The organism is Rhodanobacter sp. G1 (assembly GCF_055397855.1).
On sequence record NZ_AP039674.1, the window covers coordinates 2,696,471 to 2,714,697 of the forward strand.

An 18,227-nucleotide genomic window follows, 5' to 3' on the forward strand; every position below is an offset into this window, starting at 1 on the left:
GCCGCGAGAACAGGCCATGCAGGGGAAACCACGGTTCGGCATCGACGCGCCCACGCTGGTGCTCGGCTTCGCCATCGGCTGGCCGCTGCTGCTCGCGCTCGGCTTCGCCGGCTCCGGCTTCCTGTCGCCCTCGCTGGCGGGGACGCTGATCCTGACCGGCGCGGTGATGGCGGCCGAGGCGCTGCTGATGACGCTGAGCAGCCTGTACGGCAAGCGCATCCTGCTGCGGCGGATGATCGATTCGCTGGCCTTGCGCGGCGACGAACAGGCGCTGGACGTGGGTTGCGGGCGCGGCATGCTGTTGCTGGAAACCGCCGGCCACCTGCCGCGCGGCCGCGTCACCGGGCTGGATCTGTGGAGCACGCGCGACCAGAGCGGCAACGCCGCCGAGGCCACCGCGCGCAACGCCGAACTGGCCGGCCTGCGCGAACGCGTGCAGATCGATACCGGCGACATGCGCCGGCTGCCCTATCCTGACGCCAGCTTCGACGCGGTCGTCTCCAGCCTCGCCATCCACAACCTGCCCACCGAAACCGACCGCGAGCAGGCCGTGCGCGAAATCGCCCGCGTGCTCAGGCCCGGCGGCCAGCTCGCCCTGCTCGACTTCCGCCATACGGCGCACTACGCGGAAACCCTGCGCGCAGCCGGGCTGGCCGTGCAGCGCTCGTGGCCGCTGTTCCTGATGTTTCCGTGGGTGTGGATCGTGCGCGGGCGCAAATCCTGAGAGCCTGTTCACTGTCTCCACGAGACCACGCGGAGATGGCGGACAAGCACCCGCTCAGGAGCTGCAGGAAAGCATCGAGCAGCCGGGCTTGTGCCGCGCCCAGTCGGGCCGCTTGCGCGCGAAGGCCTCGCGGCCAGCCTGCTCGTCGCACGGATGGCGCAGCACGTCGAGCAGTTCGTGGATACCGCCGCAATCGCCCTGCTCCGCGCGCTCGATCGCCTGTTGCGCGAGGTAGTTGCGCAGCACGTAGCGCGGATTGGCGGCACGCATGCGGGCACGGCGCTGCGCGGCCGGCAACGGATCGTCGGCGAGGCGGGCGGCGTAGCGCGCCAGCCAGTCCACGAAGGCCGGCTCGTTCGCGTGCCGCTTCGCCTCGTCGTAGAACGCCTCGTGCAACGGCTGCAGCGACGGATGCCGCGGATCGAAGTCGACAAGGCTGCGGAACCACAGCGTCATGTCCACTTCGGCCTGCTGCAACAGGGACTGCAGCGACCGCATCAGCTCCACGTCCCCGTCGCGGCATGCGGCCAGGCCGAGCTTGGCGGCGATGCTGGCGCGATCCGCCTCGGCGTAGACGGCGACGTAGCGGTCAAGCCCCGCCTGCAGCGGCGCGATGTCGCCGAACAGCGGTGCCAAGGCCTGCGCAAGCCGGGAGAGGTTCCACCACGCCACGTTCGGCTGCTGGCCATAGCGGTAACGGCGACGGTGCGCGTCGGTGGTGTTCGGCGTCCAGTCCGGATCGTAGTCGTCGATCCAGCCGTAGGGGCCGTAGTCCAGCGTGAGGCCCAGGATGGACAGGTTGTCGGTGTTCATTACGCCGTGCACGAAGCCCACCCGCATCCACTCGGCCATGAGCCGTGCGGTGCGCGCGCAGATTTCGCCGAACCAGTCGCCGTACAGGCTTTCGCCCTGCCCGGCCAGATGGGGAAAATCGCGGCGGATGGCGAAGTCCGCCAGTTGCCGCAGCAGCACCGTGTCGCCGCGCGACGCAGGCAGCTCGAAGCTGCCGAAGCGGATGAAGGAGGACGCCGCGCGGCAGACGATGGCGCCGGGCTCCGCGCGCGGGTGGCCGTCGTAGAGCAGGTCGCGCACCACGCCCTCGCCGGTGCCGACCAGGCACAGCGCGCGCGTGGTGGGGATGCCGAGGTGGTGCATCGCCTCGCTGCACAGGAATTCGCGGATCGAGGAACGCAGCACCGCGCATCCGTCCGCGCCGCGCGAGTACGGCGTGGGGCCGGCGCCCTTGAGCTGCAGTTCCCAGCGTTCGCCGCCGTCCGTGACCGCCTCGCCCAGCGAGATCGCGCGACCGTCGCCGAGCTGCCCCGCCCACACGCCGAACTGGTGGCCGCCATAATTCGCCGCCCAAGGCTGCATGCCGGGCAGCAGGGCGTTGCCGCCGAAGACCTGCGCGAAGGCGTCGCTGGCGAGTTCCTCCGCACCGAAGCCCAGTGTCTCGGCCATTTCCGCCGAATGGGCCAGCAACCGCGGTGCGGCCACGGGCGTGGGCATGACCCGCGAATAGCAGGCGCCAGGCACTTCGCGCGGGCCGGGCGCATCGGAGGGATCGCCTGGGAGTTCGCGGAGGAAGGCGTTGTCGAAGTGCAGCGGGGACATGCGTCGATGGTAGCTCGCTGCATGCGCCGCCCCCAGAGCGGAGCATGTCCTTGATGTCTTGAAAGTGCAGTCCTGCACTTTCAAGACTCACCAAGTCCGGCCCATGGCCGGACTTGGCTCCGCCAGCCAATCACCTTGTGATTGGCTGCGTGCGGGCCATCCATGGCCCGCCGGCTGCCGTCGGCAGCCGGCTACCTGGCGGGCTTGCGGAAACGGTAGATGAACTGATCCGTGTGGCCGCGTATCGACTTGTCGAACACCTTGACCGTGTGCGGATCGGCCGGGTTGCGCAACGCGTCGCTCTCGCCGTCGAACACGAAGCCGGCGGCCTCCACTTCCTTCTTCACCACCGCCGGATCGATGCGATGCAAGGTGTCGGTGTCGGCCAGGCCGGAGCCGGCCGGCGCCACGTGGTCGATCACCACGAACACGCCGCCGGGCTTGAGCGTGTCGTACACCCGCTTGTCGAACTTCGCCATGTCCACCGGGCCCATGAAGGCATCGTGGTAGTCGTGGTAGTTCTGCGAGGTGAACACCAGGTCGATCCCGGGCGGCACGTCGAACTGCGCGGCAGGCTGCTTGAGCAGGCTCACGTTGCCGTAGTGCGCGGTGGCCACCAGCTTCTGCCAGTTCGCGAAACTCTCGGCCGAATACTTCGCCATCTCGTCCGGCCATACGGTGTAGACGCGGCCCGTCGGCCCCACGATGGCGCTGAACACGCGCGTCCAATAACCGCTGCCGGGATCGAGTTCCACCACCTTCTGGCCCGGCTTCACCCCGGCAAACGTCATCACCGCCGCCAGCTGGCGGCGGGCGTCGTCGTGGCGGTCGGCGGCACGTGCGGGATCGTTGATCGCGGCGACGACATAGGCTGGCGGAGCGGGTACCTCTGCGGCGGCGAGCGGCGTGGCCATGGGCAGGCACAGCAAAAGGACAGCAAGCGTGGACGGATACATGGCGCACCCCCATCTCGATATGGAAGCCCAGATTGTGCACCCGCACGCGCCGCCGCAACCGTCGCACAAGCATGACTGATGGCCCATGCCGCCATGCCGCACACGACAGGACAAGGCACGGCTGGTAAAACGTCGGTGACGTGGCAAACCCATGCGGAGGTTGCAGATGTCCGTGCGCTGTTCCCCCATCGTTCTGATCGTCGCCATCCTGCTGGCAGGCAGTGCACCTGCTGCCCACGCGCAGACTGCGGCCCAATGGCAGGCGCTGCAGATCGCTGCATCGAATAAGTCCGAGAAGATCATGGCCCACGCCAACACCCGCAAGGGCCTTTTGGCGCAGTACTTGGCGATGCGCGACGCTTACGTTCAGGACAACACGCCGGCCTTCCGCCTAATCTTCGGTCAATACCTCAGCTGGTACCAAAGTTTCATCGGCGACTATCCGGACGCCGACGCCAGTTTCTCGATCAGGCAGGCACCTGCGGCGAATGACGCCCTCTCGCCGCTAGAACTGCCCAACGAAACAGCACGCCCCGCGCTGATGGCGATCCCCGATCTGGCTAAACCCTACCGTATCGTGCTTTTGAACGAAGCGCACAATGTCGCACTCACCCGTAGCCTTACCGTGCAGTTGCTCGCACGGCTGCGCGCGGAAGGCTTCAACTACTTCGCCGCCGAAACGCTCTACCAGACAGACACTGGCTTGGCCAAGCGCGGCTATCCCGTGGACAAAAGCGGCTTCTACACCGAAGAGCCAGTGTGCGCGGAAATGGTACGCACCGCACTGAAGCTAGGTTTCAAGGTAGTGGCCTACGAAGCGCTCTCCGATGCTACTGGTAACGCACGTGAGGCCGAGCAGGCGCGAAACCTGTACGAAGCGGTGTTCAAGCGCGACCCCAAGGCACGTCTGGTGGTGGACGCTGGCTACGCGCACATCGTGAAGACCGGCGGCTTTCTGGGCGGCTCATCGATGGCTGAGCACCTGTACCAGCTCACGGAGCTGCCAATGCTTTCGGTTGAACAGACCATGCTCTACCCGCACGCCTTCGCCCAGGACAACCATCCCATCTACGACGCGGTGATGCGGCAGTTGCATCCCGCTGCACCCATTGTGTTCGCCGACACTCAGGGCAAGCCCTGGTCACTGCAGCCAGGCTATGATGTCAGCGTGTTCTTCCCGCCTGCCCGCCTTGTACACGGCCGTCCCGACTGGCTGACGCTGGGTGGCTTGCGCCGGCCGTGGCTCGTGGATGGTTCACGCTGTCAGCGGCACTACCCCTGTCTGGTCGAGGCGCGTTATGCCGACGAGGATAACGACGCGATACCAGCTGACCGTTTAATGCTCGACCAGGCTTCGTTGGCCAGCGCCTCTCCTATTCGCGTGACCACAACTGAACAGGGAGCGCCCATCAGCGACCTGTACCTGCGCCCCGGTAAATACCGCTTGCGTTTCAGTGCTGAGGACGGCACTCAACTCTACGAACAGCCAATCGACGTGCCGGCCAAGGGCAAGGACGACCAACACGACGTGCACGCGTCTTCGTCCGACTTTCCTACGCCCTCCGAATCCACGTCGAAAGGAAACCACGCATGACGACCCACCCCGCATCATGCCGGTCAAGCCCTACGACAACACCAACTCCACCACCCGCGAAAGCACGCTACCACCGTACAACGCCAACAATACTGAGAAAGTTACAGATCATGTCTTGTCGTAGCACATGCTGCTGACCCGCCGCGCAGTGGAACGCACGGCACACAGGGTCGCAGGGATGCTTGCCGGGAAAAAACCGTCCGCGTTGCCAATGCCGCCATGCGCGCCGGTGGCGCTGCGCCCGCTGGTGTCGTGGTGTTCGGAAACGCATTCGCGCCGCGCCGACGAGGAAGCGCGGCGCGCGATGCCCTGCGCCGTCGACTGAAGCCGCGCAAGGTCGATCAATGCGACGGCGGCCGCGCCGTCAGCAGGCCGCGGATCGTGCGCAGCTTCGCCTTGAGTTCGGCCTCGTTGGCCGGCCCCAGCCGCAGTAGCAGCTTCTGCCCCACCGACAGCGATTCCAGCGCAGGATCGACGTAGCTGTAGCGTCCGTTCTCAAGCTGCAATGCGGGCGGCTGCGCCGGCGAAGGCGCGGCCAGCATGTCGTCGATGGCGGCGATCAGGCGGTCGTTGAAATAGCCCTTGGGGTAGCCCAGTTCGCGGTACGCCTGCTGGAACAGCGGATAACTGCGCACGTACCATGCCACCAGCGCCTGCGGATCGGCGTGCTGCACGATGGCCATGTATGGCGCATAACGCTCGGCGTTGCGCGCATCGGCGGTGAGGATGCCCTGGGTTTCGCCGGCGCGGAACGCGCCGCGCGGAGTGCGCAACGGCAGGATGGAGCTGCTGCCCAGCACATGCCGCGGCAACGCATCGACAGTAGCCACGATGCGCCCCACGACCTGCTGCGGCAACAACAATCCCTTCAACCCCTCGCCGCCCAGCGCATACAGCGCCGAGCTCACGCTGGCGTCGCTGTCGTCCAGCGCGGGCAGCGGCGCGGTGGATGCAGGCGCCGGCACCGAGGCCTGCGCGATCGGGTGCTGGATGCTGGCCGCCGGTGCCGGCGCCGGCGCCGGCGCGCTCGTTGCGGCGGTCGATGCCGGCGCCGGCCCGGCGGCGCCTCCGTTCGGCTGGGTGGCACGCCAGCCCATATAGCCGGCCACCGCGGCGATGACCACCACCGCAATCACCGCCACCGTCATGCCTGTACTGCCCGATTTGCGCCGGTACGTCACGATCCACCTCCACGTCCACCGTCCCGATGAAAGTTCGACTCGCGCATGGACGGATCGTTCAGTGCACGGGCCACGTGGGACACCGGACAGACTCTTACACTTTCAGCCGGTAACCGGTTCTGAAGATCCACCACACCGCCGCCAGGCACAGCACCAGGAAACCCAGCGTGGCGGCAAGGCTGATGCCCACGCCTACGTCGGCCAGGCCGTAGAAACTCCAGCGGAAGCCCGAGATCAGGTACACCACCGGGTTGAACAGCGTCACCTTCTGCCAGAACGGCGGCAGCATGTGGATGGAGTAGAAGCTGCCGCCGAGGAAGGTCAGCGGGGTGATCACCATCAGCGGCACCACCTGCAGCTTCTCGAAGTTGTCCGCCCAGATGCCGATGATGAAGCCGAGCAGGCTGAAGGTGACCGTGGTGAGCAGCAGGAAGGCCACCATCACCAGCGGATGCGCGATGGAGTAGTCCACGAAGCAGCGTGCCGTGGCGAGGATGATCAACCCCACGATGACCGCCTTGGTGGCCGCCGCGCCCACGTAGCCCAGCACGATCTCCAGGAACGACAGCGGCGCGGAGTGCACCTCGTAGATGGTGCCCACGAACTTCGGGAAGTAGATGCCGAAGGAAGCGTTGGACACGCTCTGCATCAGCAGCGACAGCATCACCAGGCCAGGGATGATGAAGGCCGCGTAGCTGACCCCGTCCACGCTGGTGATGCGCGAGCCGATCGCCGAGCCGAACACCACGAAGTACAGCGAGGTGGACACCACCGGCGAGGCGACGCTCTGCATCAGGGTGCGCCCGGTGCGCGCCATCTCGAAGCGGTAGATCGCGCGGATGCCATACCAGTTCATGCGGCATTCTCCTTGACCAGTTGCAGGAAGATCTGCTCCAGCGTGTCCTGCCGCGTGCTGAGGTCGCGGAAGCGGATGCCGGCCGCAGCCAGGTCGGCCAGCAGCGCGGTGATGCCGGTGCGTTCGCCCTGCGTGTCGTAGTTGTAGACCAGCTCGTTGCCGCCGGCCGCCAGTTCCAGGTGATGGAGGGCGAGCGCATCGGGCACCGCGTCCAGCGGGTCATGCAACTGCAGGCGCAGTTGCTTGCGGCCGAGCTTGTGCATCAGCGCAGCCTTCTCCTCCACCACGATCAGCTCGCCCTTGTTGATCACGCCCACGCGGTCGGCCATCTCCTCGGCCTCCTCGATGTAGTGCGTGGTGAGCACGACGGTGACGCCGCTCTCGCGCAGCCGCCGCACCATCGCCCACATGTCGCGGCGCAGTTCCACGTCCACGCCGGCGGTGGGCTCGTCGAGGAACAGCAGCCGCGGTTCGTGCGACAGCGCCTTGGCGATCATCACGCGCCGCTTCATGCCGCCGGAGAGCATCAGCATCTTGCTGTCGCGCTTGTCCCACAGCGACAGCTCCTTCAGCAGCCGCTCGATGTAGGCGTCGTCCGGCGCCTTGCCGAACAGGCCGCGGCTGAAGCGCACCGTGTTCCACACCGTCTCGAACGCGTCGGTCTTCAGCTCCTGCGGCACCAGGCCGATCAGCGAGCGGGTGGCACGCCAGTCGCGCACCACGTCGTGGCCGTCCACCGTGATGCTGCCAGCGCCGAGGTTGACGATGCCGCAGATGATGCTGATCAGCGTGGTCTTGCCCGCGCCGTTGGGGCCGAGCAGCGCGAAGATCTCGCCGCGGCGGATCGCGAGGTCGATCGGTTTCAGCGCCTGGAAGCCACCGGGATAGACCTTGTCCAGTCCGCGCACCACGAGGATGTCGTCGCCCGACGTTTGAGCCACCGCATTCATGCCTGCCTCCCGCGCTCCGCCGGCCACCGGGCGGCAGCCAAGACCCGGAATACTAAACCAATAAGTTCTGAAATCAACGACCCAGTCCGGATGCGTCTGCGCATGCCGCCCGGCTCACCCGCCAAGATATGAAGTTTACCTTTGCAGTTTAACTGCACTTGTCGTAGCATGCGCCGCCATGAAAGCCACCCGTCCCGATCCACGCGTCGCCCAGGCGCAGGCCACGGCACGCGAACTGCGCGGCCTGATCGGCAAGCTGAAGCGCCAGCTGCGCGAGAAGGTCGGCATCGAGGGGCTCACGCTGTCGCAGATCGCGGTGCTCATCCACCTGGATCGCCACGGTTCGGCCACGGTCAGCGAGCTGGCACGCGCCGAGAACGTCAGGCCGCAGTCGATGGGCGCCACGGTTGCCGCCATGCAGGTGCTGGCGCTGGTCGAAAGCGCGCCGGATCCCGACGACGGGCGGCGCACCCTGCTTTCGCCGTCCAGGCTCGCGCGCGAAAAGATCCGCACCATCCGCGCGGCGCGCGAGGACTGGCTGTTCCACGCCATCCGCGAGCGCTTCAACGCCAGCGAACAGGACACCCTGGCGCGCGGCGTCGAACTGCTGAAGCGGCTGGCCGGCGATTGAACCGCTCCCTCCTTCCACGCACCAAGGCTTTTCCATGGCACTGACCACGCTCGACCCCAAGACCGCCCTGATCGTCATCGACATCCAGAAAGGCATCGTACAGCTGCCCTGCGCCCACCCCATGGCCGGCGTGATCGACCGCGTGGTGGAAATCACGCGGGCGTTCCGCCGGCACGGCGCGCCGGTGGTGCTGGTGAACGTGGCCGGCGGCGCGCCGGGCCGCAGCGAGCAGCCGAAGCGGATGGGCGACCTGCCGCCGGACTGGGCCGAACTGGTGCCCGAGCTGGAGGCGCAGGCAAGCGACCACCGGGTCACCAAGCGCACCTGGGGCGCGTTCATGCACACCGACCTGCACGAACACCTGCAAGGGCTCGGCGTGACCCAGGTGGTGATCGTCGGCGTGGCCACCAGCATCGGCGTCGAATCCACCGCGCGGCAGGCTTACGAGCTGGGCTACAACGTCGCCCTCGCCACCGACGCGATGACCGACATGAACGCCGACGCGCACGAGAACAGCGTGGCGCGCATCTTCCCGCGGCTGGGCGAAACCGGCAGCACGGCCGAGGTCGTCGGCCTGCTCGCGCGCGCCCACGGCTGAAACCCCGCATGTTCGGCTCGCTGCGCATCCGGAACTACCGCGTATGGGCCGGCGGCGCGCTGGTGTCCAACGTCGGCACGTGGATGCAGCGGGTGGCGCAGGACTGGCTGGTGCTCGCCATCCTCACCCGCCACAACGCCAGCGCGGTGGGCGTGGTGATGGCGCTGCAGTTCGGCCCGCAGCTGCTGCTGTTGCCGTGGAGCGGCTACGCCGCCGACCGCCTCGACCGTCGCAAGCTGCTGATCGCCACGCAGGCGGCGCTGGGCCTGCTGGCGCTGGGCCTGGGGCTGGTGACGGTCGCGGGCGTGGTCACCTTGTGGCAGGTGTACGTGTTCGCTTTCCTGCTTGGCTGCGTCTCCGCATTCGATGCGCCGGTGCGGCAGGTGTTCGTCAACGACCTGGTGGGCGACGAACACCTGGCCAACGCAGTGGCGCTCAATTCCACCTCGTTCAACGCCGCGCGCATGATCGGCCCGGCGGTGGCCGGCCTGCTGATCGCCGCCGTGGGCTGCGGCTGGGTGTTCTTGATCAACGCCGCCTCGTTCGCGGGCGTGCTGGCCTCGCTGATGCTGCTGCGCGTGGATCAGCTGCACGGCGCCGTGCGCGGATCGCGCAAGGCCGGCGGCATCGCCGAGGGTTTCCGCTACGTGTGGCGGCGACCCGACCTGATGGCCGTGCTGGTGATGCTGTTCCTGATCGGCACGTTCGGCCTCAACTTCCCCATCTTCATCTCCACCATGGCGCTCACCGCCTTCCACGGCGGCGCGGGGCAATACGGCCTGCTCACCTCGGCGTTCGCCGTCGGCTCGGTGGGCGGCGCGCTGTATTCCGCATACCGCAGCCAGCCGGGCATGGCGGTGCTGTGCACGGCTTCCGCCGTGTTCGGCATTGGCTGCGCGCTGGCGGCGCTGGCGCCGGACGAAGCGCTGTTCGCCGCCGCCCTGGTGCTGACCGGCCTCGCCGCGCTGGTGTTCCTCACCGGCACCAACAGCCTGATGCAGCTCACCACGGAACCGGCGATGCGCGGCCGCGTGATGGCGCTGCGCATCGCCGTGGCGATGGGCGGCACGCCGCTCGGCGCGCCCATCGTCGGCTGGATCGCCGACCACTTCGGCCCGCGCTGGGCGCTGGGCGTGGGCGCCGCCTCGGGGCTGGCCGCGATGGCGGTGGCGCTGCGCCACATGGCGGGCCTGCGGTTGCGGCCGGTGGCGGCGGAGGTTTGAAACCTCGGCTCACGCCACCTCGGGGCAGTGCTCCATCACCTGCCGCACCTCGCATTCGATATCCCATTCGTCGCCGTGCACGGCGAGGAAGCGGCGGGTGATTTCCAGCGCCTCGTCCATCGAGGCGGCCTGCAGCATGGCGTAGCCGGCCACCACCTCCTTCGTTTCGGTGAAGGGGCCGTCAACCACCGTTTGCCGGCCACGCGACAGGCGCACGCGCTTGCCCTCGGCCGTGGGCTGCAGGCCGGCGGTATCCAGCAGCGAGCCGGCCGCGCTCAACTCGGCCATCAGCTTGCCCATGTCCTCCATCAACTGCGCGCTGGGCTGCTGGCCGGCGCGTTCGTTGATCCGCACCATCGAAAGGAATCGCATCTCGTCGTCTCCATGTGGGGTTCGACGCCGCACGAAAGCGGCGTTCACAGGTACGACGAACATTGCGGCCAGGGATCGACACGCACCCAGGAGACTTGCCTCAATGGCTTGCCTCAAATGAGAATAACTATCATTATTCAGACTTTCCCAGGACGATCCGCCGGAATGCGCTTCAACGACTTCATGCACCGCTACGGCACGCCGCTCACCGCCGGCCTGTTCACCGTCTCCGCCGTCTCGGGCGTGGCGCTGTTCTTCCACTGGGCGCCGCGCAGCTTCCACTCCATGCACGAGTGGCTGAGCATGGCGCTGCTGGCGCCGTTCGCGCTGCATCTGGCGAAAAACTGGAAGCCGCTGCTGGCCTACGCCAAGCGCAAGACCCTGCTGATCCCGTTGCTGCTGTCGCTGGCGGCGGCGGTGCCGTTCGCGCTGACCGCCGGCAAGGGCCGCCCCATGAATCCCGCCTTCCAGACGGTGACCCTGATGACCCAGGCCAGCCTGGCGGATCTGGCGCCGGTGCTGCGCACCACGCCGGACGAACTGCTGCAGCACCTGCAGCGGAAGGGCTACAAGGCCGGCGCCACCAGCGACACGGTGGCCGCCATCGCCACCGCCTCGCAAGCCAACGCCAATGATGTGCTGTACGCCATGCTGCCGGCGCGGCGCGCGGACAAGCCCGGACACAACTGAGCCTCCTCTCCCCACTGCCCCGGGTCGCGCTGGCCGCAGCGCATCCGGGGCTTTTTTCTTGACATGATGTCAAAAATATCTAACATAAAGTGAAATATAATCAACCCCAAGGGAAGCTCATGTCACCGTTCGAAAAGCGCGCCTGGCTGGCCCTGTGGAGCCAGTGTCCGCCCTATATCATCTACTTCCTGATCCAGGCGGAATGCCCGATGTGGCTGACCACGTTCCTGGAGCGCATCGCCTTTCTCGCCGTCGTCGCCAGCGTGCATGCCGTCGCCTACGTGACCGGCCTGCTGGTGATGAAGTGGCAGGAGCGCGGCGAACCGCTGCTGCTGGACGAGCGCGACCGCGCCATCGACGGACGCGCCACCCGCATCGCCTACTTCGTGATGCTCACCGGCATGATCGTGGTCGGCGTGGTGATGCCCTTCAGCGATGCCGGCTGGAAGATCACCAACGCCGCGCTGTTCGCCATCGTGCTGGCCGAGACGGTGCGCTACGCGTTGATCGCGATGGGCTACCGTCATCGCAGGACGCCGCGCCTTGCCCACTGAAGCGCTCACCAACGAAGTGCGCCTGCTGCGCTTCCTCGCGCAGGACATGACGCAGGCCGAACTGGGCAAGCGCGTGGGCCTCACGCGCCAGACCATCGCCGCGATCGAGCAAGGGCGCTATTCGCCCTCGCTGGAAGTGGCCTTCCGTATCGCCGACGTGTTCGGCAAGCGGCTGGACGAGGTGTTCCACTGGAGTCCGGGCGGCATTGCGAAGGCCGACGACGCGACGTAGGCGACGCCGTACCCGCACGGCCCTGTCGCAAGCGCGGCTCCTCACCCCGGCCCTCTCCCCGGCGGGGAGAGGGAGTGAAGCGGATTACTTCCGTGCCGCGATGATCTGGTCGAGGTAATCCGGCGTGCCGGCGATGCGCTCCAAGTGCGGGTACTGCAGGCCGCCGTGGTAGTCCACCGGCACGGTCTGCAGGTTGCCCTGGAACTTCAGCAGCAGCTTGATCGGCGCCTTGTCCGTCTTGGCGGCGGCGATGGCCTCCTTCAGCACGTCGCGCGAATACGCCCGCCCGTTCACCGCCACCACGGTGGCGCCGGTGCTCACGCCGGCCTTGAACGCCGGGCCGCCCCAGCGCACGTCGTTGATCTCGCCACCCTTGGCCAGCGTCAGGCCGATCGACCACGCGAAGTTGTAGATGTGGCGCGGGGATTCCGGGCGGCTGTCGTACTGCTTCTCGAAGCCGCTGGGCTGGTCGGTGTAGACCAGCTTCCAGCCCGCGGCGGCGAGGCCGTCCAGCAGCGGCGGGTTCACCGCGGCGACGTGCGCATGCAGGAAGCCGGCCCAGTCGTACCTCGCCACGCCGTCCAGCGCGGCGGCCACGTCGTCGAAGGTGTAGGTCTTGGTGACGAAGCTGCCATCGTCCACGCCGAAGAAGGCCCGCGCGAAATCGTCCAGCGACTTCTTGCCGTGGGTGAGCTGGCGCAGCTTGGCGTCCACCGACAGCCACATCATCTGGCCGCCCGAGTAGTAGTCCTCGCTCATCTGCCAGCTGCGGTACGGCAGCGCGGAGCGGTGCGCGGCGGTGGCGTCGTTGGTGGTGTCCTCCAGCGTGCGCCACTGGAAGCCGGGACGGTTGCGCTGGTAGTTGGCGGCGTCCATCGCCAGCGCCTCGCGGAACTGCTCGGGCGTCCACAGGCCGGAGCGCGCGGTGAGCACGAGGCCCCAGTACTGCGTCTGGCCCTCGTACACCCACAGCAGCGAATCGCCCATCGGCACGTTGAAGTTGGGCGTCCACAGGTCGGCCGGGCGGCGGAACTTGCCGTTCCACGAATGCACGTATTCGTGCGCCAGCAGGTCGCGGCCCGGCGCGTCGTCCGCCCAGGCGGTGAAGTAGTCCGCGCCCATGCCGTCCTCGCTGGACTGGTGGTGCTCCAGGCCGTTGCCGGCCATCACGTCGGACAGCGAGAACAGGAAGTCGTAGTGGTCGTAATGGTGCGAACCGAACAGCTTCGCCGCCTGCGTCACCAGCGCGCGGTGCAGCGCGAGCTGCTCGGGCGTCATCTGCAGGTACTTCGGCGCGTCGGCCACGATATCCAGGTGCACCGGCGTCTTGCCGCCTGGATTCAGGTCAACGCGCCTGAAATAGCGGCCTGCGTACATCGGCGAATCGACCAGCGTGTTGTAGGTGACCGGCTTGAAGGTGGTACTGCCGCCCGACTGCGAAGCTGTCTCCAACGCCGTGCCGAACTGCCAGCCCTGCGGCAGGCTCACGCTGGGCTCGACGCGGATGTCGCGCGTGTAATGGCCGGCCGGGTAGAGGGACATCTTGTCCCACTCCAGCATCAGCATGCGGTCGGTCATCTCGTAGCCGCCGTCGCGCGGCGAGAGGTACTGGAAGTCCGCATCGAGGCGGGTGGCGCCCGCGGGCACGTCGAGGTGGAAGGCGTAGACGTCGTACTTGTCGCGCGTCCACGCCACCGGCTTGCCGTTGGCGCTGAGCTTCAGCCCCGCCAGCATCGCGACGGGGCCGCTGGGCGAGTGGTTGCCGGGGATCCACTCCGGGTACAGCAGGGTGAGCGGGCCGGCCTGCACCGGAATCGTCTCGTGCACGCGGAAGATGCCCTGCCGCGTGTCGCTGGCATCGACGTGGATGGCGAGGGTGCCGGGATACGGCGTGTCCTGCGGTGCCGGCACCTGCGCGCTGCGCGACACCTGCGCGGAAGCGGCGCCGGCGGCAAGCGCGAGCGACACCGCCAGGGCAAGGCAGGCCGCGGCACGACGACGGATCCGATGCGGGCGCGCGAAGGAAACACGAGACATGGCTGTACCTGTGGCGGAAGGGGGATTTCCCCAACTTAGCACCACGGACGCAGCGTGCGAGCGTGACGATTGGCAGGGTCGCGCCGCGTCTTTCCGGGCCTCGCCGGCAAGCGTCTGGTGACCCCGGCGCGATTCGAACGCGCGACCTTCCCCTTAGGAGGGGGATGCTCTATCCAGCTGAGCTACGGGGCCAAGGCGCGGATTCTGGCATGGAACGCTGCACCGCGCGAACCGGATGCGTACCCTGCCCTGTTAGAATCGCTGTTTTGAATCAGGGGCGCCACGCGCGCCCGGCACTGGAGTCCGCATGTCCCACAGCATCCTCTCCGCGCTCGGCCTGGCCGAGACGAATTCCGGCACCTACCTCGGCAACGGCGAGTGGTCGAAGACCACGAGCGCCGGCGTGCTGGAGCCGGTGAACCCGACCACCGGCGAGGTGCTGGGCCGCGTGCATGCTTCCTCGCAGGCCGATTACGACACCATCGTCGAGCGCGCCCAGGCCGCCTTCAAGGCGTGGCGCACCACGCCGGCACCGCGCCGCGGCGAGGCGATCCGCCTGTGCGCCGACGCGCTGCGCGCGCACAAGGACGCGCTGGGTTCGCTGGTGGCGCTGGAGATGGGCAAGTCCAAGCCGGAAGGCGACGGCGAAGTACAGGAGATGATCGACATCGGCGATTTCGCCGTGGGCCTGTCGCGCCAGCTGTACGGCCTGACCATGCACAGCGAGCGCCCCGGCCACCGCATGTACGAGCAGTGGCACCCGATCGGCCTGGTCGGCATCATCAGCGCGTTCAACTTCCCGGTGGCGGTGTGGGCGTGGAACAGCTTCATCGCGGCGATCTGCGGCGACATCAGCATCTGGAAGCCCTCGCCCAAGACCCCGTTGTCGGCCATCGCCTCGATGAAGATCTGCAACGAGGCGCTGAAGAAGGCCGGCTTCCCCGACCTGTTCTTCCTGTTCAACGACGCCGGCAGCGAGCTGGCGCAGCAGTTCGTGGACGACAGGCGCGTGGCGCTGATCTCGTTCACCGGCAGCACCAAGGTCGGTCGCCAGGTCGGCGAGCGCGTGGCGCAGCGCATGGGCCGTTCGCTGCTGGAACTGGGTGGCAACAATTGCATCATCGTGGACGAGACCGCCGACCTGAAGCTGGCCATCCCGGCCATCGTGTTCGGCGCGGTGGGCACCGCCGGCCAGCGCTGCACCACCACGCGCCGCCTGATCGTGCAGGAAGCGGTATACGACGAGGTGCTGGCCAAGCTGATCACCGCGTACAAGCAGGTGGAAGGCAAGATCGGCGATCCCACCGACCCGGCCAACCTGATGGGCCCGCTCAACAGCAAGGAAGGCGTGGCCGCCTACCTCGACGCCATCGCCAAGGCCAAGGCTGCGGGCGGCACGGTGGAAACCGGCGGCGCCGCGATCGAGCGCCCCGGCAACTTCGTGCTGCCTGCCATCGTCACCGGCCTCACCAATGACGCCGAGATCGTGCAGCACGAGACCTTCGCGCCGATCCTGTACGTGATGAAGTACCGCGACATCGCGGACGCCATCGACATGCAGAACGCGGTGCCGCAGGGCCTGTCGTCCTCGATCTTCACCACCAACCTCAAGCGCGCGGAAGCCTTCCTGTCCGCCGCCGGCAGCGACTGCGGCATCGCCAACGTCAACATCGGCACCTCGGGCGCGGAGATCGGCGGCGCGTTCGGCGGCGAGAAGGAAACCGGCGGCGGCCGCGAGTCGGGTTCGACGGCGTGGCAGGCCTACATGCGTCGCCAGACCAACACCATCAACTACTCCGATTCGCTGCCGCTGGCGCAGGGGATCAAGTTCGACCTGTAAGCGCTCGCATCTCCCTCTAGGCGGGGCTGTCGCATAGGGCCCATCCGAACGCACCCAGCTCGTCATCCCGGCGCAGGCCGGGATCCAGTGGCCTCAACGCCTGACCAGGCCACGACGTCACTGGATTCCGGCCTTCGCCGGAATGACGGGCAAAAGCACCGGAGTCTTCGGAGTCATGTGCGTCGCCTTGTCCTTGAAGGCAAGGGCCTCACGTTTCAAGGATCGCCACCATGAGCTACCAGCCGCCCCAACGCAGCACCACCAGCTCCATGGCCATCGTGAGCCTGGTGTTCGGCATCCTCGCCTGGTTCATGCTGCCCTTCGTCGGCGCGCTGGTCGCGGTGATCTGCGGCCACTTGGCGCGCGGTGAAATCCGCCGCGCACCCATCGATCAGCACATCGAGGGCGACGGCATGGCCGTCGCCGGACTGGTACTGGGTTACGTGCAACTGGCACTCAGCATGCTGCTGGTGATCTTCGTCATCGCGATGCTGGTGTTCGGCTTCGGCTTCGCGCATTGGCACTGATGCCACCGATGCCTGACGCATCCGCCACCCCGCTTTTCGACTTCCGCGGCTGGCGCGTCGCCGTCGCCGGCGGCAGCAAGGGCATCGGCCGCAGCATCGCGCTGGCCTTCGCCGAAGCCGGCGCGGCCGTGTCCATCTGCGCGCGCGGCGCAGAAGCGCTCCAAGCCACGCACGACGAACTCGCCGGCTTCGGCCACGCCACGCATGTGACCGGTTGCGACCTGGGCAACGCCAACGCCATCGCCGCCTGGATCGACTCCGCCGCCGACGCGCTGGGCGGCATCGACGTGCTGGTGAACAACGCCTCGGGCTACGACTTCAGCGAGGACGACGAAGCCTGGCTGGCGAACTTCAACGTCGACCTGATGGCTGCCGTGCGCGCCTCGCGCTGCGCGTTGCCGTACCTGCAGCGCTCGCCCCACGCCAGCATCCTGCACACCAGTTCCATCGCCGCCTTCCACCCGCGCCGCAACGGTTCCGCCTACGCCGCGATGAAGGCCGCGCTCAGCCACTACACCACCTCGCAAGCACTTCAGCTGGCCGGGCAACGCATCCGCGTCAATGCCATCGCGCCGGGCTCCATCGAGTTTGCCGACGGCCTGTGGGACAGGCGCAAACACGAAGAGCCGGAGCTGTACACCGCCACGCTCGCCAAGATCCCCTTCGGCCGCTACGGCAGGCCGGAGGAAATCGCCCACGCCGCCCTGTTCCTCGCCTCGCCGTGGGCCGGCTGGATCACCGGCCAGACGTTGTGCGTGGACGGCGGCCAGAACCTTTCAGGCTGATGCCATGAGCAAACTGCATTCCACCGAGCGCTTCAGCGACCGCGTCGCCGACTACGTGCGCTATCGCCCCGACTACCCGACCGCGATGCTGGACTGGCTGCATCGCGAACAGGGCGTCACGCCAGCCTGGAAGGTGGCCGACGTGGGCGCGGGCACCGGCATATCCTGCAAGCTGCTCCTCGACGCCGGCCACGACGTGACCGCGGTGGAGCCGAACGCGGCGATGCGCGATGCGGCGCTCGCCTGGCTGGGCGGCAACCCGCGCTTCCGCGCCGTCGACGGCACGTCCGACGCCACCCACCTGCCCGACGGCAGTGTCGACCTGGTCACGGTGGCGCAGGCCTTCCACTGGTTCGACCCAGCCTCCACGCGGCGCGAGTTCGCGCGCATCCTGCGTCCCGGCGGCCTCGCCGCGATCTTCTGGAACTCGCGCCGGCTCACCGGCACGCCCTTCCTCGAAGGCTACGAGGCACTCCTGCAGCGCTACGGCACCGACTACACCAGCGTGGCAGAGCGCTATGCCGACGACGACAGCATGCGCGCATGGTTCGGCGCCGGCTGGCGCGGCGTTGCGCGTTTCGAGCACAAGCAACTGCTGGATTTCGACAGCCTGCGCGGCCGCCTGATGTCGTCCTCCTATGCGCCGAAAGAAGGCCATCCGCAACACGAGCCGATGACCGCCGCACTGCGCGAACTGTTCGAGCGCTGCCAGCGGGATGGCCGGATCAGCTTCGACTACGACACCCGCATCATCGCGGGCACGCTTCAGGATGCTTAGGGTCGTCATCCCGGCGTAGGCCGGGATCCAGTGGCGATCACGCTCGTTCAGGCCCTGCTGTCACTGGATTCCGGCCTACGCCGGA

Annotated in this window: 20 protein-coding genes and 1 tRNA gene; 12 read left to right on the forward strand and 9 right to left on the reverse strand. The window is 67.5% G+C overall.

Features of this window, described 5'->3' with window-relative positions:
• Positions 1-16: 16 nt before the first annotated feature.
• Positions 17-724: a class I SAM-dependent methyltransferase gene (locus ACZ5Z2_RS12065; protein WP_464758833.1), complete on the forward strand. Its 708-nt coding sequence runs from the start codon at positions 17-19 to the stop codon at positions 722-724.
• A gap of 54 nt (positions 725-778) precedes the next feature.
• Here ACZ5Z2_RS12065 and ACZ5Z2_RS12070 read toward each other — a convergent pair whose 3' ends face one another.
• Positions 779-2,338, reverse strand: a complete 1,560-nt coding sequence (locus ACZ5Z2_RS12070; protein WP_464758834.1) for a protein adenylyltransferase SelO — start codon at positions 2,336-2,338, stop codon at positions 779-781.
• 191 nt (positions 2,339-2,529) lie between these two features.
• Positions 2,530-3,252, reverse strand: coding sequence for a class I SAM-dependent methyltransferase (locus ACZ5Z2_RS12075; RefSeq protein ID WP_464761702.1), 723 nt, complete (start codon positions 3,250-3,252; stop codon positions 2,530-2,532).
• A 208-nt stretch (positions 3,253-3,460) separates the two neighbouring features.
• On the opposite strand from ACZ5Z2_RS12075, the gene ACZ5Z2_RS12080 reads away from it, so the two are divergent.
• Positions 3,461-4,888, forward strand: coding sequence for a hypothetical protein (locus ACZ5Z2_RS12080; protein WP_464758835.1), 1,428 nt, complete (start codon positions 3,461-3,463; stop codon positions 4,886-4,888).
• Positions 4,889-4,996: 108 nt separating this feature from the next.
• Here ACZ5Z2_RS12080 and ACZ5Z2_RS12085 read toward each other — a convergent pair whose 3' ends face one another.
• From ACZ5Z2_RS12085 to ACZ5Z2_RS12100, 4 genes are all read right to left on the reverse strand, one after another.
• Positions 4,997-5,233 carry a hypothetical protein gene (locus ACZ5Z2_RS12085; protein ID WP_464758836.1) on the reverse strand — a complete coding sequence of 79 codons (237 nt, stop codon included), beginning with the start codon at positions 5,231-5,233 and terminating at the stop codon, positions 4,997-4,999.
• A complete protein-coding gene (locus tag ACZ5Z2_RS12090; RefSeq protein ID WP_464758837.1) occupies positions 5,230-6,069 on the reverse strand; it encodes a DUF3014 domain-containing protein in 840 nt (279 codons plus the stop codon). Before ACZ5Z2_RS12090 ends, ACZ5Z2_RS12085 begins: the two co-directional genes overlap by 4 nt.
• 94 nt (positions 6,070-6,163) lie before the next feature.
• Positions 6,164-6,925: an ABC transporter permease gene (locus tag ACZ5Z2_RS12095; RefSeq protein ID WP_464758838.1), complete on the reverse strand. Its 762-nt coding sequence runs from the start codon at positions 6,923-6,925 to the stop codon at positions 6,164-6,166.
• Positions 6,922-7,875: an ABC transporter ATP-binding protein gene (locus ACZ5Z2_RS12100; RefSeq protein ID WP_464758839.1), complete on the reverse strand. Its 954-nt coding sequence runs from the start codon at positions 7,873-7,875 to the stop codon at positions 6,922-6,924. Before ACZ5Z2_RS12100 ends, ACZ5Z2_RS12095 begins: the two co-directional genes overlap by 4 nt.
• 178 nt (positions 7,876-8,053) lie before the next feature.
• Here ACZ5Z2_RS12100 and ACZ5Z2_RS12105 point away from each other — a divergent pair, with 178 nt between their 5' ends.
• Genes ACZ5Z2_RS12105 through ACZ5Z2_RS12115 form a run of 3 tightly spaced genes read left to right on the forward strand, consistent with a single transcriptional unit; the run spans position 8,054 to position 10,327 of the window.
• Positions 8,054-8,506, forward strand: coding sequence for a MarR family winged helix-turn-helix transcriptional regulator (locus ACZ5Z2_RS12105; RefSeq protein ID WP_464758840.1), 453 nt, complete (start codon positions 8,054-8,056; stop codon positions 8,504-8,506).
• 34 nt (positions 8,507-8,540) lie between these two features.
• Positions 8,541-9,104, forward strand: a complete 564-nt coding sequence (locus tag ACZ5Z2_RS12110) for an isochorismatase family protein (protein ID WP_464758841.1) — start codon at positions 8,541-8,543, stop codon at positions 9,102-9,104.
• A gap of 8 nt (positions 9,105-9,112) precedes the next feature.
• Positions 9,113-10,327: an MFS transporter gene (locus tag ACZ5Z2_RS12115; RefSeq protein ID WP_464758842.1), complete on the forward strand. Its 1,215-nt coding sequence runs from the start codon at positions 9,113-9,115 to the stop codon at positions 10,325-10,327.
• A 9-nt stretch (positions 10,328-10,336) separates the two neighbouring features.
• On the opposite strand, the gene ACZ5Z2_RS12120 is transcribed toward ACZ5Z2_RS12115, so the two are convergent.
• Positions 10,337-10,699 (reverse strand): YciI family protein, encoded by a 363-nt coding sequence (locus ACZ5Z2_RS12120; protein ID WP_464758843.1) that lies wholly within the window; start codon positions 10,697-10,699, stop codon positions 10,337-10,339.
• Between the two features lie 165 nt (positions 10,700-10,864).
• Between ACZ5Z2_RS12120 and ACZ5Z2_RS12125 the strand changes: the two genes are divergently transcribed.
• From ACZ5Z2_RS12125 to ACZ5Z2_RS12135, 3 genes are all read left to right on the forward strand, one after another.
• Positions 10,865-11,389 carry a DUF4405 domain-containing protein gene (locus tag ACZ5Z2_RS12125; protein WP_464758844.1) on the forward strand — a complete coding sequence of 175 codons (525 nt, stop codon included), beginning with the start codon at positions 10,865-10,867 and terminating at the stop codon, positions 11,387-11,389.
• Between the two features lie 119 nt (positions 11,390-11,508).
• Positions 11,509-11,943, forward strand: a complete 435-nt coding sequence (locus tag ACZ5Z2_RS12130) for a hypothetical protein (protein ID WP_464758845.1) — start codon at positions 11,509-11,511, stop codon at positions 11,941-11,943.
• Entirely contained in the window at positions 11,933-12,175 is a 243-nt protein-coding gene (locus ACZ5Z2_RS12135) for a helix-turn-helix transcriptional regulator (protein WP_464758846.1), read from the forward strand. The genes ACZ5Z2_RS12130 and ACZ5Z2_RS12135 overlap by 11 nt, the downstream gene beginning before the upstream one ends.
• Positions 12,176-12,259: 84 nt before the next feature.
• On the opposite strand, the gene ACZ5Z2_RS12140 is transcribed toward ACZ5Z2_RS12135, so the two are convergent.
• Together ACZ5Z2_RS12140 and ACZ5Z2_RS12145 are read right to left on the reverse strand one after the other, a co-directional pair.
• The gene (locus ACZ5Z2_RS12140; protein ID WP_464758847.1) at positions 12,260-14,212 is read right to left on the reverse strand and encodes a M61 family metallopeptidase; all 1,953 of its coding nucleotides are present in this window, start codon (positions 14,210-14,212) and stop codon (positions 12,260-12,262) included.
• Positions 14,213-14,327: 115 nt separating this feature from the next.
• Positions 14,328-14,404 (reverse strand) — tRNA-Arg (locus ACZ5Z2_RS12145).
• Positions 14,405-14,519: 115 nt separating this feature from the next.
• Between ACZ5Z2_RS12145 and amaB the strand changes: the two genes are divergently transcribed.
• From amaB to ACZ5Z2_RS12165, 4 genes are all read left to right on the forward strand, one after another.
• Entirely contained in the window at positions 14,520-16,052 is a 1,533-nt protein-coding gene (gene amaB / locus ACZ5Z2_RS12150) for an L-piperidine-6-carboxylate dehydrogenase (RefSeq protein WP_464758848.1), read from the forward strand.
• Between the two features lie 230 nt (positions 16,053-16,282).
• A complete protein-coding gene (locus ACZ5Z2_RS12155) occupies positions 16,283-16,579 on the forward strand; it encodes a DUF4190 domain-containing protein (RefSeq protein ID WP_464758849.1) in 297 nt (98 codons plus the stop codon).
• A complete protein-coding gene (locus tag ACZ5Z2_RS12160) occupies positions 16,579-17,364 on the forward strand; it encodes an SDR family NAD(P)-dependent oxidoreductase (protein ID WP_464758850.1) in 786 nt (261 codons plus the stop codon). The genes ACZ5Z2_RS12155 and ACZ5Z2_RS12160 overlap by 1 nt, the downstream gene beginning before the upstream one ends.
• 4 nt (positions 17,365-17,368) lie before the next feature.
• Positions 17,369-18,142, forward strand: a complete 774-nt coding sequence (locus ACZ5Z2_RS12165) for a class I SAM-dependent methyltransferase (RefSeq protein ID WP_464758851.1) — start codon at positions 17,369-17,371, stop codon at positions 18,140-18,142.
• Positions 18,143-18,227 lie beyond the last annotated feature (85 nt).